Below are 20,526 nucleotides of genomic sequence, written 5' to 3'. Positions count from 1 at the left end.
ATCGTAAGTGTCGGTCGTTGTCCCCCCTCCTTAGACCGACTTGAAGAGGTAGATCCCCATGCGCTGCCCGGCAAACTCTGTATTCGCTTGGAGCCAGTTCACCGCATCTCCGGTGGGGTCTGCGGCGAAGATATCCCCGGTTACCACATAGTACGTCTGTTTTCCAGGATACTGATTCCTGATCAATTCAAGATCCCCCTCGGTCGTCGCCACAAGTTCGATGGTCCCGTCTGTTGCATTGCTGTAGTAATAATTGAGCGGAAGCGTCATGTAAGACGGCAGCACAACGACGAGATCGCCATCTTTGGTCATTTCGTCAAGTTCTGCGGAAAAACCCCGCCAGTCGTTCTTCTGGGGTGTCGTATAGTAGGCTGCAAGGAATGGCGTGCTGACGAGAAAAGCCGCCGCGAGAGCCAGATAGACTGCTCTCCTGTCCTTGACAAGAGCGTAGAGTCCAGGATATGCAGATGCAATCCCGACAAAGTACACCGGAAGGAGGTAGATGAGGTAGCGCGGGATCATCGGCATCCTCGAAGAGAGGATAAGACTCCCCACTATCGGGAGGATCATCATGAAGACAAGGAGGAGTGCTCCGTCCCGGTCATCACGCCAGGTATAGGCAACGCCGAGCAGGAAGAGGATGAGAAACAGCACGAGGAGGAGGTCGCTGAACCCTGAGATCTGGAGGAAGGTCTGGTAGACGACGTCGAACCCTTGCATACCGAAGGTCGGGGCGGACGACGTCCTCACCAGGAAGAGGTTGGCCGTGACAAAGAGCAAGGGAAGGGTCGTGACGATGAAGGCAGTAAGCGCGAGGGCCGGTGCTCTCGCGCTCCGGACATCACGCCGAATATCGCCCGCACGGGTGATGAGGGCATGGAGGATAAGGACGGCGACCGGAACGAACGCGTAAAAGTGCATCCAGAAGGCAACGGCGGAGAAGACGCCGAAGAGAACCCAGGATCGGACCTCATCGGATCTGCTCGCCCGCACGTAAAAGAGCAGCGCGAGAGAGAAGAAGAAGAGCATCGGGGCGTATGCCCGGGCTTCCTGTGAGTAAAAGATGTGGAAGGGCGAAAACGTAAGGAGTGCGGCGGCTATGAGCCCGACGTTTTTGTCCCGGAACTCTGTTCCAATATAATAGACGACCGGGATTGTCAGAACGCCAAAGAGCGCAGGAAGGAACCGAAGCACGAACTCACTCTCCCCGAAGACGAGCATCGCGTGCTCCAGCCAATAGAAGAGCGGCGGGTTGAACTCCCCGCCAGCAATGCTCTCCCAGATGCCGATGAGCGATTGCCGGGCGAACGAGAGTGTCGCGGCTTCATCGAGCCAGAGCGAGTTTCCGGCGAGGTTATAGAACCGAAGGAGGGCCCCGACAAGCGTCAGCCCGATAAGGATCTGAACGTAGCGGTTATACTTGATGGACGCTACGGTTCTGTCGAGCGTAAGCGAATCTGAGCGTGTCGGTATAGGGGTGTCCGAATCGAGATCTCCCCCATTGTTGTATGTTTGTTCCCCGTGCTTTGCTCTTTTTCCCTGTTTTCTGCCCATCGTTATCATAGAACGTTGATGTCTGGCGCAGATATACATTACTGGATATCCAGGAAGCAGTGCCCGGGACGCACGAGTCACTATAATTGGCGCTTAATGTCCTACAAGTTTTTAGAGAATTCTCAAGAGGTCAAGACAACAAAATTGTTTCAGCAAGACGGTTTATGGCGATAACATACTATCTTAATATATATTTATTGTGAAAAATTTTTCTCAAAAAATCCAAGAATAAAAGCATAAATGGCCAATAAAAATAATCCCATTACGGTGAACTGGGTGTATAGAACATTCTTTGTAACCGTGGTGATGCTCCTAGCTCTCGCGTCCGCCGGGTGCGCGGAACCGCCGCCGGGCGGCGAACCCAGCTGGTCCAACATCTTTTCGGGCTCAGCCCCGGAAGAGACGCAAGACGAACAGGACTTCGATCCGGGGTACCTGACCCCGGCAACTCCATACCCCACCGTAACAAGCGGTGTAGCCGGTCCAACACTCAGCAGGCCGCCGGAGATAACGCCGACCCCGGATCCCTACGTCACGATCTACAACAGGACGACGCAGTTCAACCTCAGCCATTCGGTGGAAGCCTTCTCCTTTGACCTGACCGCACCCCCGCTCATCATCGACTTTGAGGTGGAACCGAAGATGATCACGCGGGAGAAGCACGGTACAAGTGATTACGGGAAGAAGAGTGAAGGGGTCTTCAAGCAGACCTATCCAAGCGAAGATTCGTGGTTTGAAGTGACGGTCAGGGACCGTGAGTCCGGCAAGATTGTGGCCCAGGACGGGTTTGGAAAACGCTACAGTGCGGATATCCGCAAGCGGATCTTCGTGGGTCAGTTTGGGAACTACCTGATCCAGTTCTCCGGAAACGATGTGAAGGTGCATACGGTGATGCGCGCGGGAGGTGTATGAGGCCCCGCGGGCCTCATCCTCGGGTCAGTTTTTACCAGACAAGAATCCCGATAACTCCAGGAATTTTCAGCTCCCCCGGAGGGTTTGCACCCTCCGGTGGGCAATCCTTTTTAACATGAACAGCGTAGTTATTAGGGACAAGGCACATTTTCTTGTGTCCCGGTAGGGTAGTGGATATCCTAGAAGCCTGCGGAGCTTTTGACCCGGGTTCAAATCCCGGCCGGGGCGTCTTAGATTTTAGTTTTCCTTGCTTTTGTATCGCAATCGGGAATTGCTCTCCGGCGCTCCACTCACATGTCGTCATACCGCTCCCGACTCACCGGGAGGGCAGGCTTTACGACGTGGCTGGAGTTTGTGCTGATAATCCACAAGACTGTTAAAGTCCGGGAAACTCCTGGACACCAGTTCAGAGCGAGATTGGATTCAGAACAGCACGCCAGCTGGATCAGGTACTCTCACCCAAAGTGCAAACGAGAGTAGAGATCGAGGACCATAAAACGTAATGGGTCGGGATCCCGCGCCCCATTCAGGCATCCGAACAGAGTTTCAGCCCAACAATTCCCGACACGATCAGCAGGATGCAGAGAAGGCGGACAACACTCCGCGATTCGCCGAAGAGGACGATCCCCGCGATGACCGTTCCGATCGCCCCGATGCCGGTCCAGACAGCATACGCTGTTCCGATCGGGAGGTCGGCAAGCGACCGCGAGAGGAGATAGAAGCTTCCTCCCATCAGAACGAGGGTTGCCACCGACGGCACGATCTTTGTGAAGCCCTCGGTATACTTCAGCCCAAGCGCCCAGCCCGCCTCCAGAAGCCCGGCGAAGAACAGAGTAATCCAAGCCGTATTTTGCATGAACCCTCTTATGTTTGAGCAGTCGGATGTTATACCTTCTCTCTAAACACGTGGATCGTCACACATCCGTCATGTTTAACATGGAAGAGCGCCCTTCCGTGCTATATCAACGTGGAGGTATTACGCGTGGTAAAGGTTACCATCGACAGATCGGGATGCATCAGCTGCGAAAACTGCTGGACGCTCTGCCCGGATATCTTTGAGCAGAACCCAGATGACAGTCTCTCCGAGGTTGCGGAGCAGTACCGGGTTAACGGCAATCCTGCAGAAGGTGAGGTGCCCGAAGACTTTGCCGACTGCACCATGGAGGCTGCCGACTCGTGTCCCGTCACGGTCATATTTGTTGAAGAATGAGACCTTTTGAGTGATACGACAGCGAGATAATTGTTATTCTTATGAGCGAATAAAATTAATAATCTCTCAGAACCAGGGGGTGATCTGCCTGGGAGAGGGATCAACCCGAGGGTGCAATCACCGGGATGCAGCCAGTTCGCAGGTCAAGGCGGTAAGGCCTGTGAAACCCAATAATAGACTGCACCCGTGAACCGATACGCATCCGGGTTATGATGCCCACTTCCCGGGCGCACCTTTTACTGTGACTACAGAACCAAAAAAGGTATTTTAGAGCGCCGGTTTGCTCTTCAGCGCCTCTACCAGGAGCCGGACCCCCGCCTCAATATCGGCGGTGTCGACCACTTCGACCGGGGAGTGGATGTAACGGGCCGGAATCGAGAATGGGATGCTCGGGATGCCGCCCCGCTCGAGGTGGATGATCGTCGCGTCGGTGTTACCGCCGGTCCCGACCTCGAGCTGGTAGGGAATGTTGTTCTTCTCCGCGGTCTCCCGGAGCCACGCCGTCATCCTCGGGTCGGCCATGAGCCCGCGCCCGCTTGCGCTGACGAGGACGAGGACCGGGCCCTTGCCCATCTCGACGCTCGCATCCTTCTTATCGATCCCGGGGTGATCACCGGGAATGGTAACATCGGTTGCGATTGCGCAGTCCGGGTTTAAGGAGTAGGCACTCACTTTCGCCCCTTTCAGCCCCAGTTCCTCCTGGACGGTGAAGACGGCGTAGAGCGTGTGGGGCGAGTCTGCCTGCTGCAGGGCCCGGATGAGCATGGCGACACCGACACGGTTGTCGAGCGCTTTGCCGGTGACGCGGGTGCCGGCGAGTTCTCTATATTCGCGGTCGATGGTGATCGGGGTGCCGATCTCGATCCCGAGGTTCTTCACCTCCTCTGCGCTCGCCGCACCCACATCGATGAACATATCCTCGATCTTGATCTCTTTCCTGCGCTCCTCTTCCTTCATCACATGGGGAGGCTTCGCGCCGATGACTCCCGGGACCGGCCCTTTCGTTCCGTGGAGGATCACCCGCTGACAGTAGAGCACCGGTCCGAACCATCCGCCGAGAGGAACGACCCGGATGAACCCCTTCTCGTCGATGTACTGGACCATCAGGCCGATCTCGTCCATGTGAGCGGCGAGCATGATGGAGAAGCCGTCGCCGCGCTTTATGGCAATCAGATTGCCCATCTTGTCCTCGCGGAACTCGTCGACCACTCCTGCAAGTTCCGCCCGGACGATATCTCTGATGTTTCCTTCCCTGCTCGTGACGCCGTGAGCATCCGATAATTTCTTGAGTAACTCTTTCACCATTCTAACTCACTCCATCAGTCTTTTGAGCCGTGCAATCGCCCGCGAGAGGTTTTCCCGGGAGGTTGCGTAACTGAAGCGCGCGTATTCGGGTGCCCGTGAGCCGAAAGCCTCGCCCGGCACGATAATGACACCCGCATCAACGGCCTTCTGGATAAGGGTTCGCCCCATCGGGACAAACATGTAGAACGCACCCTCCGGCCGGGGGAAGTCGAACCCAAGTTCGGTGAGCCCTGCATACAGGAGGTCTCGCCGTGCGCGGTACTCCTCCCGCATCCGCTCAACGGGGCTCTGGTCGCCGGTGTAGGCGGCGAGCGCGGCATACTGCGAGATCGACGTTGCACATGCCTGGGCGTACTGGTGCACCTTGAGGAACTGGGGGATATAATCCTCGGGCGCCGCAAGGTAGCCGACCCGCCAGCCGGTCATGGCGTAGGTCTTGCTCGCGGCATTGATCGTGATGACGTCTTCGCCGAAACGCGCAGCGCTGACGTGCTTTTTCTCGTAGACGAAGTGCTCGTAGACCTCGTCGGAGATGACAGTGACCTTTCGGTCGTTTGCGTACTCCACGAGGGCACGGATCGACTCCTCGCTTTCGACGGCCCCCGTCGGGTTTGCAGGCGAGTTCAGAACGAAGACCCGCGCCCCGTCCATCTGCTCCTTCGCCCGTTCGACGTCTATGTGCAGGGTTGCATCGAGCGGGACGCCTTCCGGCTTCCCCCCGGCGAACGTCGCAAGCGCGGCATAGGAGACGAAACCCGGGTCTGTGAAGAGAACACGGTCGCCAGGGTCCACAAGGGCTTCCATCGCGAGGTGGAGCGCCTCGCTCCCACCTGCCGTGACCAGGATCTGCTCCGGCAGGTAATCCAGACCGTTCTCCCGGGCAAACTTCTCGGATATCGCTTCCCGAAGTTCAGGGATGCCGGCGTTTGGAGTGTAGCCGGTCTTTCCCTCCCTGATGGCGGCGATTGCGGCCATCTTGATATGCTCAGGCGTATCGAAGTCCGGTTGTCCGATACCGAGGTTGATCGCGTCCGGCCCTCCGGCATCGAAGAGTTTCCGGATCCCGGACATCTCCACCCCGCGCACCCGGCCGGCGTACCTGTGCTCGTTCACGACTACTCCTCACTCAATGTTTGCATGCCGGCACTGGAGATCTTCTGGCTTGCACTGGGTGATCTCCATCAACCGCGAGATGATCGCGTCTGCAAAGACCATTGCGGTCGTCTCGAAGATGGTGCCGAGCGGTGCGAACGATTTGTGCTCACCCATCATCTGCCGGATCTCGAACTCCGCCGACTCATCGGCCACCTTGTCCCGCTGGCTCTCGATGATGACGACGCAGTCGGCGATGCGGCCGATCCTCGAATCTTTCTTCGACGTGATGAGGCAGACCCTCCCACCGATCTCCTTTGCGGTCTCTGAGATATCCGCAACCGTCTTGGTCGCCCCGGAACCGGAGAAGACAACGATGATGTCTCCCGGCTTCATGGCCGGGGTCACAGTCTCCCCGACAACGAAGGCAGTAAAGCCAAGATGCATAAGACGCATGGCGAACGCTTTTGCAACCAGTCCTGAGCGGCCGGCGCCTATGGTGTAGATGCGGTTGGCGTTCAGGATCTCATCGAGGAACGCATCGATCTGATCGTCGGACATTACGTCCGCGATGGTCCTGATCTTGGTCGCCATCAATCGCATCATGTTTTTAACCGGGTGATTTGTCATCGCAATTCCTCTGTTACATTTCACGAGAAGATACATTAGAATATCTCAAACGCCCGGTACGTGAGGCGGTTCGCGATGGCAATGAGCGATACTTGATCGACGACCCCTGAGTAACACCTATATGCGCTCCCGGCATCCGGAGTTCTAGAGTTGATCTATGTCACGCCGGACCGCACTCATCCTCACCACCGTTGCTGTTCTTGCCCTACTCGGCATCGCCGTGGTTCTCCAGGTCTCCCCGGGCGGCCCTACCGGCAGCCTGCCGCTCGAGACGATCACCCTCCCGCCGGGGTTTGCCATCGATCTCTACGCCGGAAACGTCACCGGGGCGCGGTCGATGACTCTGTCTCCAAATGGGACGCTCTTTGTCGGGAGTCGAGAGGCGGGGAACGTCTATGCGATCCCTGATCGTGACGGCGATGGGAGGGGCGATGAGGTGATCGTTATAGATAGTGGTCTCGACTCCCCTAACGGCGTCGCGTTCCAGAACGGCTCCCTCTATGTCGCCGAGATCGGACGCATCCTGCGCTACGACAACATCGAGGCCGACCTCACAAAGCCCCCTGATCCCGTGGTCGTGAGCGATGCCTTTCCGGACGACCGGCTGCACGGGTGGAAGTTCATCGCGTTCGGACCCGACGGGAAACTCTATGTCCCGGTGGGGGTTCCCTGCAACGTCTGCGATCCCGGCGACGAACGGTTCGGGACCACCCTCCGGATGAATCCGGACGGGACCGATCTCGAGATCTACGCCCGGGGCATCCGAAACACTGTAGGGTTTGACTGGCATCCCCTGACCAATGAGTTGTGGTTCACCGACAATGGCCGGGACTGGCTCGGCGACGATACCCCGCCGGACGAGTTGAACCGTGCGCCACAGATAGGGATGCATTTCGGGTTCCCCTACTGCCACGGGCGGTCGATCCCCGATCCTGAGTTCGGGGCGGGGCGGTCGTGCAGCGAGTTCACGCCGCCGGAGCAGGAACTCGGTCCGCACGTGGCGGCGCTCGGCATGCGGTTCTATACCGGCGATCAGTTCCCGGAAGAGTACCAGGGCCGGATATTCATCGCCGAGCACGGCTCCTGGAACCGGCTCGAGCCTATCGGCTACCGGGTGACGATGGTTACCCTTGAGAACGACACACCCACTGCCTACGAGGTCTTTGCCGAGGGCTGGCTCCAGGGCCGGGAGGCGTGGGGCCGGCCCGTGGATGTGGAGGTGACGAGAGACGGATCGCTCCTGGTCTCGGACGACCGGGCGAACGCCATCTATCGGATAACCTATCCGGGGGTCACTTCCCCTTCCGCATGACCTTGCCCAAATGAGCGTGGAACGGGGTTGGGCCGGGCACGGCGACCGGGAACGTCCCCTCCGCAGCCCGCCGGACGTCCTCGATTGAGTAGAACGCTTTTGGGTTGAACTCGTGAATAGCCTTCTCCACGTCGCGGATGTTCTTCCTCTTGACCACCGAGAAGATGACCTTGCCGGGGCCCTGTTTTCCCTGAGCGTCGAGAACGGTCACCCCGTATCCAGCGCCCCGGAGATAGTCGATGAGATTGGTCGCGTCACGCTGGGTGATGATCCGGATGATCGCAAGCCCCATTGCCAGTCGTTCCTCGACGAGCATCCCAACGAAGTTCCCGGTGGCAAACCCGGCCGCATAAGCAAAGTAGTTGAGCGGGTTTGTGAGGTTCTGAAAGATCTGGCCGATGGCGATGATCCAGATGAAGACCTCGAAGAACCCGAAGATCGGAGCGATCATCTTCATCCCACGGGAGACGAAGATGATCCGCATCGTCCCGATGGTGACGTCGCATATCCGTGCAAAGAAGATGAACACCGGGATAATAATCAGGGAGAAGGTATCCGGGCTGATCTCCGGGACGATGCTGAGCATAAATTATGGTTGATGGCGAATATCATAATGATATCTTTAAAAAACCTGTCGGGCACCAATCAGCGATTGATAATTTACTATATGAGATTTTATAGTAAAATATTCGTGAAATTGACCTGATGACCGCGCATATCCCCATCAAAAAGAGACTGTATGTTGGCTCACTCCTCCTTATGAATGAGAGCATACCTGTTCATCGTTCTCCTGCGTAAGATTCCTGCGAGGTCTTCCCCTTTTGATCACATAGCCTTCCTGATCGTGCCCCACACGCTCCCAGAGATTGCTCCGGGATCCCATCCGGCCGTTTCCAGGCGGAGAATGGCCGAAAAGGGCTGGTATCCGATGGTGGGCTGTACGGCCCAATGTATATATGCCGGGTTACTGGAGAGGAGAGGCACTTTGGGTCAGTCTGACGCGTTAACCCACGATGGCTGAAGAGAGGGTGTATGAGATGGGATACGTTCTCCTCAAAAGGTTTGAAGAGTCACTGCGTTCAGTCCTGCCGATCTGCGCCATCGTCGTTCTGCTCCACCTAACCCTGACTCCTCTGCCCACAGGAACAATGATACTCTTTGCAATAGGTGCCGTCCTGCTCATCGTAGGCATGAGCGCCTTCACACAAGGGGCTGATATGGCCGTGATGCCGATGGGGGAACTGATAGGTTCCAAATTGACCGAATCTCGCAATGTCTGGCTGATCATCCTCACCAGTTTCGTGCTGGGCGCAGTCCTCACAGCCGCAGAGCCCGACTTGCAGGTGCTGACACGTCAGATCCCCGCCATCCCCGATCCTGTCTTTGTAGCCACAGTTGCCTTTGGTGTGGGCATTTTCCTGGTTCTCGCCGTCTTCCGGATCCTCCTCCGGGTCCGGCTGTCTTATACGTTTGTTCTCCTGTATTCTCTGGTATTTCTCCTGGCGGCGTTCACTGGACTGGACTATCTGGCCGTAGCCTTCGATTCAAGCGGGGTTACGACGGGACCCATCACCGTGCCCTTTATCCTTGCAATGGGTGCCGGCATCTCGGCCGTCCGTGGGGAGAAGAGGTCGGAAGACAGCTTCGGACTCACTGCGATCTGTTCGATAGGGCCGATCCTCGCGGTCCTGATCCTGGGGTTGTTCTTTGACCCCGCCGGAACCGGTTATGCCTATGAACCCACCACCACAGTGAGCAGCACAGCGGAACTCGCAAGACTGTATGCCGGAGGATTGATTCAGTTCCTCAGGGAAGTTTCACTGATTCTACTACCCATCGTGGTGATCTTCAGCGTATACCAGGTGGTACACCTGAGACTCTCCAGAACTCAATTGATCCAGATCGGCGTGGGAATCGTCTACATCCTCTTTGGACTTACGGTCTTTCTGACCGGGGTGAACATAGGTTTTGTGCCTGCCGGGATCTACCTGGGCCATGCTCTCACGTCTCTGCCGTACAACTGGATCCTGGTCCCGCTCGGTGCCGTCATCGGTTTTTTCATTGTTGCCGCGGAGCCCGCCGTGCAGATTCTCGTCAACCAGATCGATGAGATCACCAGCGGCGCGATCTCACGCCGGATCATGCTGCTGAGCCTCTCTGTAAGCGTAGGAGTTGCACTGGCGCTCGTCATGGTCCGTGTCCTAACGGAGATTGAGATCTGGCTATTCCTGTTGCCGGGCTACGCTGTTGCCCTGGCACTGACATTCGTTGCGCCCCAGATCTTTGTCGCGATCGCGTTTGATTCCGGTGGAATTGCCGCAGGCACCATGGCGGCGGCATTCCTGCTTCCGTTCACAACAGGGGTCTCAAGGGTTATGGGGGGCAGCGTGCTGACCGAAGCTTTCGGGATCATTACCGTGGTGGCCATGATGCCGCTGATCACAGTGCAGGTTATGGGGTTGATCTATAAGATGAAGGTGCGAAGGGTGAGAGCCATGGCGAAGGCAGTATCCTTTGATAGAGAGGATACAGATATCATCGACTTGTGAGATGCGGGGACCGAAATGCTCGACGAGACGTCTGCAGGCGGGTCGCTGGTGGTGATGATTGCCATCTTCGACCGCGGACGAGAGGAAAGGGTAATGAACCTCCTTAAAGATGGGAGGGCGAGATGCACTCTCCTGACACGGGGGAAAGGCACCGTTGATTCAAAAATTATGGCATATCTTGGGTTGGGCGAGAGAGAGAAGACGATCCTTATCGGCATGGTGCCGTCCGAGTCGTCAAAGAGTCTGCTTGAGAAGATGCACGATGAACTGACACCGGAACAATCCGGTCGCGGTATCGCGTTTACGGTGCCTGTAGGGAGCGTTTGTGGCGCAAGAACGGTGGAGTACCTGCGAGGCTCACTGCAGGGAGAGGGGAGGCGATCCGGTATGGAACAGGGTATAATCCGTCACGAGCTGGTCATTGCGGTTGTAAACAAGGGTTTCTCAACTGAAGTAATGGAGGCGGCAAAGGGTGCGAACGCTACAGGAGGAACCGTCATCCCGGCATACGGCACCAATTTCGAGAGCATGGAGACGTTCTTTGGAGTGCCCATCCTGCCCGAGAAAGACCTGATCCTTATCCTCACAAAGAGCGAGTTTAAATGCGGCATCATGCAGGCGATCGCCACCCGGGCAGGACCGCACACCGACGCCGGAGCCATCGTCTTCTCCCTCCCGGTGAACGGCGTGGCCGGGGTGCCCCCCGGGATCCCTGAGTAGAGAGTGCAATCGCTTGCTCGCAACCCAACTCTCTGATACGGCACAAAAGGGCGGTCAAGCCCCGCCCTTCTTCAACTCCTCGATCATCTCCTCGACCTCCTCGTAGCCGTGCCGGTAGAACTCTTCCTCGGCAGGTTCAATCTCCCGAAGGAGGCGGAGGAACTCCCCGGCGTGCTCTCTCTCCTCGTCTGCGATATCCCGCATCACCTTCTGGACCAGCGGGTCGTCGGTCGACTCGGCGATCTGCTCATAGAACTGGATCGCCTCATACTCCGCGGCAATCGAGAACCGGATCGTCCGGATAAGTTCCCCGCGATCCAGTTTGCGCTCCATATGGTTCCCGGCAAAGGGGTTTGTAAAATCAGGCATGGTCAGATCTCCAGTATCGGTGAAGGCCTACAGAGGCGGCCCTCCGCTCCGGGCCGTGCGCTATCATTCTATAAATATATTAGGTCTGCTTCGTTCCAACCGATTCCAATGAATACCCGCCGGGATGTACCGCGGATGCATATATCCCACAAACATTGACCGGTACAAAGGGCATGGATAAATGCAGAGCAGGTTCGTGGATAAATTCTAAGAACCAACGCAGTCGGTTTACCGAACGGCGGTATTTTCTGCACGTTACGATAGTCCTCTTACGCTTGGCACGCTCATGCTCTTTGTACCAGGGGATCCATCCACTCATTCCCGTCACGAGCGCCTTCACGCCCGGCGCCGAAGTGGTACCCAGACGGTCGCGTTCTCTCCTCCGGTGAACGGCGCGGCCGGGGTGCCCCTGGGGACGACGGAGTTGGGGACGGCGGCCGAATTTCCCCGGGCTGATCCGGGGTGCGCGGGAGTCTGGGTGAGTGCGGGTTTTACCAGACCCAGACCTGATCGACCCAGTGCTTGTAATCACCCGGCCACTCGGGTTTTTCGCCGGTGATGACCGCTTCGAATTTCTTCTGGAACCGCTCGTGGAACGCTGCGATCTCCGGGTACTGCCGCCGGGTCCGTATTGCCTCGGCAAGCGTCTTTCCGAGTTTGCGCGCATCCTCTTCCGACCGGATCAGGGCATCCGGATCCTTCCCGGTTGCAACTCCCAAACCGCCGATCGGCGTCGCACCGAGCATCTGGAGGAAGTGGTTCAGGTACTTAACAACCTCCTGCTCGGCGTGGTCGCCTGAGGTGGAGACCGAGCATCCGTACTTCCCCGAGAGCACCTGGCACTGGATTCCATCGGCCATGCGATCGATGAGCAGCTTCATCTGGCCGGTGATCTGGTCGATATACACAGGAGACCCGAGCACAAGCCCATCGGCACCCTTGATCTTCTCGTACAGCCCCGGAAAATCGTCATCCTCGACGCACCTGCCCTCCTGGAAACAGGCGCTGCAGGCGTTCCGGAATTTGATATCGAGGTCAATGATGTTTACGAGATCGATCTCTGCCCCTTCCTCCTTTGCACCTTCGAGGACCGCGGCGATGAGCCGCAACGTGGCGCTCCTTTCGCCCCGGGGACTCCCATTGATACCAAGTATCTTCATGACAACAACTCCGGACAGCGGCGCCTATCGCTCGTGCTGGATTATGAAGGTTGCTGCCGGGAGAGCAGCGTCGAGCCCCGGACCCAGGTAGTTACTCATACAGCCATTCGGCTGAAAAAACGGAGAGACCGCAAATTCACGCGACCTTTGTAATCCTTCCTTCCACCTTCACATCCACCGGCCCCGGGAGAGATTCCATGTAGGCGACCAGTGCATCGCGATCGAGCGGGCCATAGACCACATTCTTCCCTTCCGTAAAGATGGTATATCCATCGCCGCCGGTCGCGAGGAAATCGACCATCGCGACTGTGTATTCTGCGTTCGGGTCGAGCACGACGCCGTCCACCCGGACCTCGGTGACCCTGCTGCCGACGGGCTTGCTTTCATCGAAAGCATACGACAGCCCGGAGACGGCGAGGTTGTGGGGCGGCAGCGGGGTCTCCCACTGCCGTTCCAGCGCCTCGAGGACCTGTTCGCCCGTCAGGGTCATTGATAGGACGGTCGAAGAGAAGGGTTGGACTGCATAAAGGTCTCCCCATGTGACGTTGCCCTCTTCTATATCGGCCCGGAGCGAACCGGTGGTGATGAACGCGATATCGGCGCCCATAGCCGCCCGCTGGCTGTCGGCGACGAGGTTGCCGAGCGCGGATTCGCCGGCGTCGGTCTCCAGCCGCGTGATCTCCGCCGAAGCAACCACGACGACCCGGTTCGTCAGCGGCCCGACGGCCTCTTCGCTCATCCGGAGTAGCGACACGGCCTCCGGATCGGGGGTGACACGGGCTTTGTATGCCGGGACGATCTCTGCCGATGCATGGGAGACCTCCCCGGTGAGGGGATCGATGACGAGGTCGACGTCGGCAAACGCCCTGCCGTAACTGTATGCCTGCGTCACCAGCACCGGGTTTCCGCCGGCATTCTCCAGGTAGGCGTTGGTGAATTTGTGGGTGTGGCCCGAGAGGACGAGATCCACGTCAGGGTCAAGGCCGGCGACGATCTCGGCAACCCTGCCCGTCACGTTGCCCCCATCCCTGGTAGGACCGTCGTAGGGGTCTTGCTCGCCGCCCTCGTGGAGGAGGACGACGACCGCATGCACCCCCTGTTGCTGGATCTCCGGGACGTAGCGGTTGATCGACTCGGTCTCGTCTTGAAAGACGAGGTCTTCGACGTAGACCGGGCGCTGGATCGAGGGAGTCTTTGTTGTGGTGGCACCGATGAACGCGATCTTTGCACCTCCTGCATCCAGGATCGTGTAGGGTGCCGCAAGGAGGGTGCCGTTCTCCCTCCAGACCACGTTCGAGCAGACATACTCCGCTACCGCGCCCGGGTAAGGGTCCACAAGGCGGGTGACTGTCGTCGTACCGTTCCCGCCGTGGACAATCCGCAACAGTTCGTCGACGCCCCGGTCGAACTCGTGGTTCCCAAAGGTTGCGACCATCTTCGAGCAGTCGTCCGCAAAACTGTTGAAGAAGAGGAGCGTGGGTTCGTCCAGCAGCAGCCCAGACTCCGGCGGCGACGCGCCGACGACGTCTCCGGGGAACACGATGAACGTGGTCGCATCATCGGCATCCGCCATCGCGCCTTTGAGGTATGACGCAAGCACCGGCGCGCTCCCGGCAGGTTCGCCGTCGAGTTTCTGCCCGTCGGGGAACTGTCCGTGGAAGTCGTTGACCGCGAGGAACTTGACGTGCACCGGTTCGGGACCCGGGGAGAAGGGGCCTGAGAGTGCAATGGGGATAGACACGACGACCAGCAGCAGAAGTAAACCGATGATCGCCTGTGCCCAAGGCGATCCCCCGTCTCCGGATGAGCCTATTCTCATGAGAAGAGGTTTTTATGGACCGGATAAATACCCGCTGGAGCAGACCCGGTTGAAAACCAAAAATACAGTGTTTATACGACTCTTTGACGTAACGTCCGGCGGGCGCGGCGGGGCATCGCCCGCATTCACCGGACGGGGCTTGCGGTCTCTCGAGGGCTCAACCCTCCCGGGGGAGGATCGCCACGACCGTGATCGTGTAGGTGATCGTCTCACCTGCAAGTGGGTGGTTGGCGTCGACGGTGATCGATTTTTCGTCCACGTCGACGACGGTCACCAGGCAGGGTCTGCCCATGACCTCGAGTTTGAGGAATTCGCCGGGGACCGGCTCGTGGTCGAGGTTCAGTTTCTTTCGCTTTACCGTGACGACGAGTTTTCTATGAAACTTCCCATATGCCTTCTCCGGGGGCAGCACCACCGTCACCGTCTCGCCGGGCTCTCTTCCAATCAATGCCTCTTCAAAGAGGGGATTGATCTGCTTTGCTCCAAGGGTTACCCGAATCGGCTCGCCCGACCGGGAGTCCTCGAATATCTCGCCGTCGGGACGTGTGCTGGTGAAGTGCAGGAGGAGGGTGTCGCCGTCTTGTACAGGTGCCATCAGTGCCAGATTGGTTTGTCGGGAGAGTGCCTTAATGCTCGCGATATGCACAGGAGTTGGGGGCCGACATAAGCGTCCGGTACGGCATGGTCAAGATCGATCGTGATGGCGGCCCGCCGGGATCGAAGAGAAGATCGCCCTGCACTCTTCGAACCCCTCTATATACTCTGCATCTGAGGAGTTACAAACCCAGCACCGTGCCGCATTTCTGATGAACTCAGGAGGGATCGCGCCATCCAGCACTGAAGTGCTGACGCTACGGATTAATTTTCGAGAAGAGATTAAGAACTCGGGCTCCCAAGCCTCGGGCGGGAATCGAACCCGCGACCTCGTCCTTACCAAGGACGCGCTCTACCGACTGAGCCACCGAGGCACGAAGCACCAATTATGTTGGAGTTTTTCCTTATAAAAGGTTACGGCCGATCCAGGGTGAAAGGTGGAGGTACCGGGTCAGAACAGAACTATGTACCCGACACCGCAGGATCGATCGCTTCCAGTGCGGTGATGCTGGCGGTCACTCCATCAAGGGTCTCCACCTCAATAATGGGGATGACGTTGTTCCTCTGCACGGCCTCCATCACAGCCACAAAGTCGATCGTCCCGGTCCCTATAGGAGAGTGCGTGTCATCATCGCCATTGTTGTCGTGCAGGTGGTAGTGCGCCGTAGGGTGTGCGAGGAAGCAGTCCAGGCACCCGTTCAAGTTGGCGTGGCCGACGTCGAGCGCAAACCCGATCCCATCGATGAGCGGCAGATCCTCGCAGGAGCGCAGGAAGAAATATTCCCAGTTGCCCATATTCTCCACAAAGAACGTCACTGAGAGGTCTTCGGCTGCCGCCGTCAGCTCTTTGAGCGATTGCTTGAACATCCCCAGTGCATGATCCCGCTCCTGGATCCACGCGTAATAGCCCGGGTGGATTACCACGTCTGCCCCGACTTCCGCAGCGAGAGTGAATGTCTGCGTCAGGACCTCGATGCTCGCCCGCCGGATGGGCTCATGGATGCTTGCAATGTTGATCCCTCGGGCCGGCGCGTGGATGAAGTAGAGGTACGAGTAACTCTCCAGCGGCTCTACGCTCTCGAGGTGGTGCAGCCCTTCGTCCATCACCTCCACGCAGTCGGTTATCGGAGAAAGTCTTTCGAGTGCTACTGCGAGCGGCTCCTGGTGAAGGCAGTAGGTGGAGACACCGAACATACAGAATGTTCCCGGCCGAAACATTATATACATTCGGAATAAGCACCTTCGCGCGTCGTGTCATGAGGCACTTTCGGCACTCTGTACCGATAAACTATGGCTGATGGCTTCAGAAGTTCTTGTCTCGAATCTACCTGAGAGATCAAAGGCTAGATCATTTCCTACATCGAATCCAATGCCGAAGCCATCGACGAGAGCTTCGCCTCTCTGGCAGTATCGTAACAATCCTCGACCGCGCAGGCGTACGATGAGTTTATCGACGCGATTGTCTACCGGGTCTTTTCTGTCAGCAATCGGGCCGGTATTCCTGACCGCCCGAGCGGCATCAACCGGGCGGCCTCACTTCCATCGACCACTTTAGTGCCGCAAAGGGAATCCTCATACCTCCTCACGCTAGACTATACCCCGGATATGGGATATCACCACCTTTTCGGCCCGGTTCTCTCCCGACGCCTGGGTACCTCGCTCGGGGTCGACCTGATGCCGCAGAAGACTTGCGCCTACGACTGCATCTACTGTGAGTGCGGGCGGACGCTCAACCTCACCTGCGAGCGGCGCGAATACGTCCCAGCCGACCAGGTCATTGCGGAACTCGATGATTTTCTCGCGACGGCACCGGATCTTGACTATGTCACGTTTGCCGGCTCGGGGGAGCCGACGCTCCATACCGGCATCGAGAGGATTATTGCCTTCATCAAAGACAACTACCCCCATTACCAGGTCGCGGTGCTGACGGGGAGCATGCTCCTTCCTGATCCGGAGGTCCGGGCTGCCCTCATGCGGGCAGACCTCGTGGTACCGTCGCTTGATGCGGTCTCAAAAGAGGTCTTTGAAGAGATCAACCGGCCATGCCCGGGCATCACCGCAGAACGGGTGCTTGCAGGGATTACGGCATTTGCCCGGGAGTTCACCGGTCAGATCTGGCTTGAGGTCTTCATTGTCCCGGGCCTCAACGACACCCCAGAGGAACTCCGGCTTCTCAAGGACGCCGTCGCGGCGATCAACCCCGACCGCGTCCAGATCAACACCCTTGATAGGCCGGGCACCGAGATCTGGGTCAGGCCGGCAAACCCTGGAAAACTTGAGCAGATCGCGTCGATGCTTGGCGGAGAGGTGATCGATGCGGCGTCTCCCGGCCGGGCGTCGTCGAGAGATGCCATAGATACCGGGGAAGGTTTGGTCGAGCCCGTGCGGGAAGGGAAAGGGACCTTCTATCGGGCTGCGTGAATCCTCCCGGTGTCACCACCGGCACCAATATGCTCTATCGGCGAGAGATCAGTATGAGAATCCATGGCGGTAGGTAAGGAGATCCTCAAGACACTTCACGATCTCGTCGATCGGGATATCACGCTCATGCATATCTGTGGTACCCACGAGGCGGCGATCGCGCGCGCCGGACTCCGGAGCATCCTTCCCGAAAGGCTCAAGATCGTGATGGGACCGGGCTGTCCGGTCTGCATCACGCCGCAGGGGGAGATTGATGCCGCGCTCGACCTGGTTGAGCGCGGCTGCACCATTACGACCTACGGCGATCTTTTACGCGTCCCGGGGACGAAGGGCTCGCTCGAGTCGAGCGGTGGAGACGTCCGGGTGGTGCAGGGCGTCCACAAGGCGGTGGAGATCGCAAGACGGGAGCCTGACCGGGAGGTCGTCTTTATATCGGTCGGATTCGAGACCACCGCGCCGACGGTCGCCGCCACGATCCTCACCCGCCCGCCAGAAAACTTCTCGATCCTCTCGTGCCACCGGCTCGTCCCCCCGGCAATGGAGTGGCTCCTCTCTCAGGGGGAGGCGACGCTTGATGGGTTCATCCTCCCCGGGCACGTCTGCACGGTGATGGGCTATGAAGAGTATGAGCGGTTCCCCGTCCCGCAGGTCGTCGCGGGGTTCGAACCGGAGGACATTCTCCTTGGCCTTCTGATGGCGGTGCAGCAGGTCCGCGATGGCGTGCATAAGGTGGAGAACGCATACCCGCGCGCGGTCACCCGGGAGGGGAACGTCAAGGCGAAACGCCTCATGTATGAGGTTTTTGATCCGTTCGATGTTGAATGGCGCGGGTTCCCGGTGATCCCGGCATCGGGCCTCCGCTTAAAGCCGGAGTTCGAGGCCTACGACGCGCAGAAGAAGTTCGATATCACGATCCGGCACGTGGATAAGCATTCGGCCTGCATCTGCGATAAAGTGCTGCGCGGCGTCGCCCGGCCGTCCGATTGCCGGCTCTTTGCGAAGGTCTGCACTCCGCGCACTCCGGTCGGTCCCTGCATGGTCAGCCACGAAGGAGCCTGTAAGATCTGGCATCTCTACGAGTCAAGGAGGAGATGAGGGGCTCCTTATCGCTGGCCTTTTATACAATAGGCAACAACATGTTATGACGGCCCCGGTAGGGTAGTGGATATCCTGAAAGCCTCCGGAGCTTTCGACCTGGGTTCAAATCCCAGCCGGGGCGTCCTATTTCTCAACTCAGTTCCACCACAAAGCACATTTACGATTTAGCAATGCAATTCTACTATCTAACTACCTCGTTCTGCCGTCCGCACGAGGGTGCGCCGATGCCATCCGGGCATACTCTTATCAACACCGCAGTGATGTCATGCACGTATGACCGAGCAGAGTCGACCCCCGTTGCCGCCGTTCACGTATGAAACGGCGGTGCAGAAAGTCCGTATGGCTGAGGACGCATGGAACTCCCGTGACCCGGTGAGGGTCTCGCTTGCGTACAGCCCCGACAGCGTCTGGCGCAACAGAGCGGAGTTCGTGAACGGCCGCGAGGAGATTGTCAAATTCCTGCAGCGGAAGTGGGCGAAAGAACTCGATTACCGCCTGATCAAGGAGGTCTGGGCGTTCCATGAAGCGCGAATAGCCGTACGATTCGCATACGAGTGGCACGACGACTCGGGGAATTGGTTCCGCTCCTATGGGAATGAGAACTGGGAGTTTGATGAGCATGGGCTGATGCGCCGCCGCTACGCCAGCATCAACGACCTGCCGATCACAGAGGGGGAGCGAAAGTTTCACTGGCCGCTGGGGCGGCGCCCTGATGATCATCCTGGGCTCTCCGACCTGGGGCTGTAATCCTGTGCCGCCGGTCCTTGGGGTCGTTACCCGGCAGCACGACGCTGTCCATCCCCGGTGTTACGGTACCGTGACCATGAGCGACGCAGGACTCGGTATGCCATGCCCGAAGACGGTGGACGACCGGTTTCTTCTTCACCCCCCGGCTCCATACCCTCTCCAATGCCCGACGACCAAGAGATTATCAGAGCGGCCCTCCGGAGAGCGCGTGAACTCGGGGCCGACGTGGCGGGAGCAGTCCCGGCAAAGCGGCTTATCGACTGTCCTTCAGCGGTTGCGGATGGATACCGGGGATCGCAGAGAGACCGGGGGACCTACATCGTCCTCGGGCTTTACCACGATCCAGAGCACCCCGAACTCGACCTCTGGGAACCAGACCGTGGGACGCCCGGAGACCGGATCCTTACTGGTATCGGGAGAGATCTCGGCCGCTGGCTGCAGGAGCACTATGGGGTCGAAAGCCGGGTCATCCCCTACCAGCCGGAGGCCGGCGGGATCTACCTCAAAGACGCGGCATGTATGGCGGGCATCGGGCGCATGGGGAGAAACAACCTCGTCCTGGTCCCAGGATACGGGCCGAGGGTCCGGTTCCGGGCGGTCTGGGTGGAGCTGGAATGCCCAGATCGTGACCTTCCAAAAGGCGATCTCTGTGCCGGCTGCGAGGGCTACTGCATCCGCGCCTGCCCGATGGACGCCTTATCCACCGGCAGGTTCAGCCGGGAGCGGTGCCTTGAGCGGATGAACGCCGACAAAGCCTCCGGGAGAGAACGCATCGATCACTGCCGCGCCTGCGAACTTGCCTGCCCTGCCAGGGGGGAGTAGAGGGCATGGTGATAGTATTATGAAAGTGCTCGTGAGAACCCCCGAGGGCGCTGAAGAGGTCAGAGAGGTCGACTCCGAATGGGTCATCCCCGGAGACGTTCTCGCCGACGGCTCGATCGTCCTTGAACTCTGGGACGAACTCTCGGACGACGATCTCCTCGCGATCGGGCTCTATGACTGAAGCCGCGGGGAGGCCGGTGCGAAAACCTCTC

At 58.4% G+C, this 20,526-nt stretch carries 21 protein-coding genes and 3 tRNA genes; 12 read left to right on the top strand and 12 right to left on the bottom strand.

The window, feature by feature from the left end; genetic code table 11:
• Positions 1 to 30: 30 nt before the first annotated feature.
• Entirely contained in the window at positions 31 to 1,563 is a 1,533-nt protein-coding gene (locus MCUTH_RS00995) for a glycosyltransferase family 39 protein (RefSeq protein ID WP_066954178.1), read from the bottom strand.
• 231 nt (positions 1,564 to 1,794) lie between these two features.
• Here MCUTH_RS00995 and MCUTH_RS00990 point away from each other — a divergent pair, with 231 nt between their 5' ends.
• Positions 1,795 to 2,466, top strand: a complete 672-nt coding sequence (locus MCUTH_RS00990; RefSeq protein WP_224732754.1) for a hypothetical protein — start codon at positions 1,795 to 1,797, stop codon at positions 2,464 to 2,466.
• A 156-nt stretch (positions 2,467 to 2,622) separates the two neighbouring features.
• A tRNA-Arg gene (locus MCUTH_RS00985) sits at positions 2,623 to 2,694 on the top strand.
• A 298-nt stretch (positions 2,695 to 2,992) separates the two neighbouring features.
• Here the strand turns inward: MCUTH_RS00985 and MCUTH_RS00980 are convergent.
• Positions 2,993 to 3,322, bottom strand: a complete 330-nt coding sequence (locus MCUTH_RS00980; protein ID WP_066954175.1) for a DMT family transporter — start codon at positions 3,320 to 3,322, stop codon at positions 2,993 to 2,995.
• Positions 3,323 to 3,448: 126 nt separating this feature from the next.
• Between MCUTH_RS00980 and MCUTH_RS00975 the strand changes: the two genes are divergently transcribed.
• Complete coding sequence (locus MCUTH_RS00975) at positions 3,449 to 3,676, top strand: ferredoxin (RefSeq protein WP_066954172.1); 228 nt, start codon at positions 3,449 to 3,451, stop codon at positions 3,674 to 3,676.
• A gap of 267 nt (positions 3,677 to 3,943) precedes the next feature.
• Here MCUTH_RS00975 and MCUTH_RS00970 read toward each other — a convergent pair whose 3' ends face one another.
• Genes MCUTH_RS00970 through hxlB form a run of 3 tightly spaced genes read right to left on the bottom strand, consistent with a single transcriptional unit; the run spans position 3,944 to position 6,703 of the window.
• Positions 3,944 to 4,981: a M42 family metallopeptidase gene (locus MCUTH_RS00970; RefSeq protein WP_066954167.1), complete on the bottom strand. Its 1,038-nt coding sequence runs from the start codon at positions 4,979 to 4,981 to the stop codon at positions 3,944 to 3,946.
• A gap of 6 nt (positions 4,982 to 4,987) precedes the next feature.
• Complete coding sequence (locus MCUTH_RS00965) at positions 4,988 to 6,094, bottom strand: pyridoxal phosphate-dependent aminotransferase (protein ID WP_083524703.1); 1,107 nt, start codon at positions 6,092 to 6,094, stop codon at positions 4,988 to 4,990.
• Positions 6,095 to 6,103: 9 nt separating this feature from the next.
• Positions 6,104 to 6,703 (bottom strand): 6-phospho-3-hexuloisomerase, encoded by a 600-nt coding sequence (gene hxlB / locus MCUTH_RS00960; protein ID WP_066954683.1) that lies wholly within the window; start codon positions 6,701 to 6,703, stop codon positions 6,104 to 6,106.
• A 157-nt stretch (positions 6,704 to 6,860) separates the two neighbouring features.
• Between hxlB and MCUTH_RS00955 the strand changes: the two genes are divergently transcribed.
• On the top strand, positions 6,861 to 8,015 hold the full coding sequence (locus MCUTH_RS00955) for a PQQ-dependent sugar dehydrogenase (protein WP_066954164.1): 1,155 nt from the start codon (positions 6,861 to 6,863) through the stop codon (positions 8,013 to 8,015).
• Here the strand turns inward: MCUTH_RS00955 and MCUTH_RS00950 are convergent.
• Positions 7,996 to 8,601, bottom strand: coding sequence for a DUF2179 domain-containing protein (locus MCUTH_RS00950; protein ID WP_066954161.1), 606 nt, complete (start codon positions 8,599 to 8,601; stop codon positions 7,996 to 7,998). The genes MCUTH_RS00955 and MCUTH_RS00950 overlap by 20 nt on opposite strands.
• Before the next feature lie 451 nt (positions 8,602 to 9,052).
• Here MCUTH_RS00950 and MCUTH_RS00945 point away from each other — a divergent pair, with 451 nt between their 5' ends.
• Together MCUTH_RS00945 and MCUTH_RS00940 are read left to right on the top strand one after the other, a co-directional pair.
• Positions 9,053 to 10,564 (top strand): DUF1538 domain-containing protein, encoded by a 1,512-nt coding sequence (locus MCUTH_RS00945; RefSeq protein WP_066954680.1) that lies wholly within the window; start codon positions 9,053 to 9,055, stop codon positions 10,562 to 10,564.
• A gap of 15 nt (positions 10,565 to 10,579) precedes the next feature.
• Positions 10,580 to 11,284 (top strand): hypothetical protein, encoded by a 705-nt coding sequence (locus MCUTH_RS00940; protein WP_066954158.1) that lies wholly within the window; start codon positions 10,580 to 10,582, stop codon positions 11,282 to 11,284.
• 54 nt (positions 11,285 to 11,338) lie between these two features.
• Here the strand turns inward: MCUTH_RS00940 and MCUTH_RS00935 are convergent, their stop codons facing one another.
• From MCUTH_RS00935 to MCUTH_RS00910, 6 genes are all read right to left on the bottom strand, one after another.
• A complete protein-coding gene (locus MCUTH_RS00935; protein ID WP_066954155.1) occupies positions 11,339 to 11,653 on the bottom strand; it encodes a ferritin family protein in 315 nt (104 codons plus the stop codon).
• 491 nt (positions 11,654 to 12,144) lie between these two features.
• Positions 12,145 to 12,813, bottom strand: coding sequence for a flavodoxin family protein (locus tag MCUTH_RS00930; protein WP_066954152.1), 669 nt, complete (start codon positions 12,811 to 12,813; stop codon positions 12,145 to 12,147).
• Between the two features lie 136 nt (positions 12,814 to 12,949).
• A complete protein-coding gene (locus tag MCUTH_RS00925) occupies positions 12,950 to 14,632 on the bottom strand; it encodes a bifunctional metallophosphatase/5'-nucleotidase (RefSeq protein WP_066954149.1) in 1,683 nt (560 codons plus the stop codon).
• 157 nt (positions 14,633 to 14,789) lie between these two features.
• Complete coding sequence (locus MCUTH_RS00920) at positions 14,790 to 15,227, bottom strand: FKBP-type peptidyl-prolyl cis-trans isomerase (protein ID WP_066954146.1); 438 nt, start codon at positions 15,225 to 15,227, stop codon at positions 14,790 to 14,792.
• A 300-nt stretch (positions 15,228 to 15,527) separates the two neighbouring features.
• Positions 15,528 to 15,600, bottom strand: a tRNA-Thr gene (locus tag MCUTH_RS00915).
• Between the two features lie 88 nt (positions 15,601 to 15,688).
• Complete coding sequence (locus MCUTH_RS00910; RefSeq protein ID WP_066954143.1) at positions 15,689 to 16,420, bottom strand: sugar phosphate isomerase/epimerase family protein; 732 nt, start codon at positions 16,418 to 16,420, stop codon at positions 15,689 to 15,691.
• Positions 16,421 to 16,831: 411 nt separating this feature from the next.
• Between MCUTH_RS00910 and MCUTH_RS00905 the strand changes: the two genes are divergently transcribed.
• From MCUTH_RS00905 to MCUTH_RS11785, 6 genes are all read left to right on the top strand, one after another.
• A complete protein-coding gene (locus MCUTH_RS00905; RefSeq protein WP_083524702.1) occupies positions 16,832 to 17,647 on the top strand; it encodes a radical SAM protein in 816 nt (271 codons plus the stop codon).
• A gap of 63 nt (positions 17,648 to 17,710) precedes the next feature.
• Complete coding sequence (hypD, locus tag MCUTH_RS00900; RefSeq protein ID WP_066954140.1) at positions 17,711 to 18,742, top strand: hydrogenase formation protein HypD; 1,032 nt, start codon at positions 17,711 to 17,713, stop codon at positions 18,740 to 18,742.
• A gap of 52 nt (positions 18,743 to 18,794) precedes the next feature.
• A tRNA-Arg gene (locus MCUTH_RS00895) sits at positions 18,795 to 18,866 on the top strand.
• Between the two features lie 152 nt (positions 18,867 to 19,018).
• Complete coding sequence (locus MCUTH_RS00890) at positions 19,019 to 19,492, top strand: nuclear transport factor 2 family protein (protein ID WP_066954137.1); 474 nt, start codon at positions 19,019 to 19,021, stop codon at positions 19,490 to 19,492.
• Between the two features lie 162 nt (positions 19,493 to 19,654).
• The gene (locus tag MCUTH_RS00885) at positions 19,655 to 20,314 is read left to right on the top strand and encodes a hypothetical protein (RefSeq protein ID WP_066954134.1); all 660 of its coding nucleotides are present in this window, start codon (positions 19,655 to 19,657) and stop codon (positions 20,312 to 20,314) included.
• 19 nt (positions 20,315 to 20,333) lie between these two features.
• Positions 20,334 to 20,495 carry a hypothetical protein gene (locus MCUTH_RS11785; protein WP_169795886.1) on the top strand — a complete coding sequence of 54 codons (162 nt, stop codon included), beginning with the start codon at positions 20,334 to 20,336 and terminating at the stop codon, positions 20,493 to 20,495.
• The last annotated feature ends 31 nt before the right edge of the window (positions 20,496 to 20,526 follow it).

Origin of the sequence: Methanoculleus thermophilus (assembly GCF_001571405.1) — an archaeon.
Taxonomy (GTDB): domain Archaea; phylum Halobacteriota; class Methanomicrobia; order Methanomicrobiales; family Methanoculleaceae; genus Methanoculleus; species Methanoculleus thermophilus.
The sequence above is the reverse complement of the archived record's forward strand: the minus strand, read 5'-3'. Positions and strand labels throughout refer to the sequence as shown.

Excerpts from the sequence above, each read along its gene's own strand:
- hypD (WP_066954140.1), top strand. The coding sequence starts at position 17,711 with ATGGCGGTAGGTAAGGAGATCCTCAAGACACTTCACGATCTCGTCGAT.
- MCUTH_RS00920 (WP_066954146.1), bottom strand. The coding sequence starts at position 15,227 with ATGGCACCTGTACAAGACGGCGACACCCTCCTCCTGCACTTCACCAGC.
- MCUTH_RS00950 (WP_066954161.1), bottom strand. The coding sequence starts at position 8,601 with ATGCTCAGCATCGTCCCGGAGATCAGCCCGGATACCTTCTCCCTGATT.
- MCUTH_RS00930 (WP_066954152.1), bottom strand. The coding sequence starts at position 12,813 with ATGAAGATACTTGGTATCAATGGGAGTCCCCGGGGCGAAAGGAGCGCC.
- MCUTH_RS00980 (WP_066954175.1), bottom strand. The coding sequence starts at position 3,322 with ATGCAAAATACGGCTTGGATTACTCTGTTCTTCGCCGGGCTTCTGGAG.
- MCUTH_RS00885 (WP_066954134.1), top strand. The coding sequence starts at position 19,655 with ATGCCCGACGACCAAGAGATTATCAGAGCGGCCCTCCGGAGAGCGCGT.
- MCUTH_RS00945 (WP_066954680.1), top strand. The coding sequence starts at position 9,053 with ATGGGATACGTTCTCCTCAAAAGGTTTGAAGAGTCACTGCGTTCAGTC.
- MCUTH_RS00990 (WP_224732754.1), top strand. The coding sequence starts at position 1,795 with ATGGCCAATAAAAATAATCCCATTACGGTGAACTGGGTGTATAGAACA.
- MCUTH_RS00910 (WP_066954143.1), bottom strand. The coding sequence starts at position 16,420 with ATGTTCGGTGTCTCCACCTACTGCCTTCACCAGGAGCCGCTCGCAGTA.
- hxlB (WP_066954683.1), bottom strand. The coding sequence starts at position 6,703 with ATGACAAATCACCCGGTTAAAAACATGATGCGATTGATGGCGACCAAG.
- MCUTH_RS00925 (WP_066954149.1), bottom strand. The coding sequence starts at position 14,632 with ATGAGAATAGGCTCATCCGGAGACGGGGGATCGCCTTGGGCACAGGCG.
- MCUTH_RS00890 (WP_066954137.1), top strand. The coding sequence starts at position 19,019 with ATGACCGAGCAGAGTCGACCCCCGTTGCCGCCGTTCACGTATGAAACG.
- MCUTH_RS00905 (WP_083524702.1), top strand. The coding sequence starts at position 16,832 with ATGGGATATCACCACCTTTTCGGCCCGGTTCTCTCCCGACGCCTGGGT.
- MCUTH_RS11785 (WP_169795886.1), top strand. The coding sequence starts at position 20,334 with ATGAAAGTGCTCGTGAGAACCCCCGAGGGCGCTGAAGAGGTCAGAGAG.
- MCUTH_RS00970 (WP_066954167.1), bottom strand. The coding sequence starts at position 4,981 with ATGGTGAAAGAGTTACTCAAGAAATTATCGGATGCTCACGGCGTCACG.
- MCUTH_RS00995 (WP_066954178.1), bottom strand. The coding sequence starts at position 1,563 with ATGATAACGATGGGCAGAAAACAGGGAAAAAGAGCAAAGCACGGGGAA.
- MCUTH_RS00955 (WP_066954164.1), top strand. The coding sequence starts at position 6,861 with ATGTCACGCCGGACCGCACTCATCCTCACCACCGTTGCTGTTCTTGCC.
- MCUTH_RS00940 (WP_066954158.1), top strand. The coding sequence starts at position 10,580 with ATGCTCGACGAGACGTCTGCAGGCGGGTCGCTGGTGGTGATGATTGCC.
- MCUTH_RS00935 (WP_066954155.1), bottom strand. The coding sequence starts at position 11,653 with ATGCCTGATTTTACAAACCCCTTTGCCGGGAACCATATGGAGCGCAAA.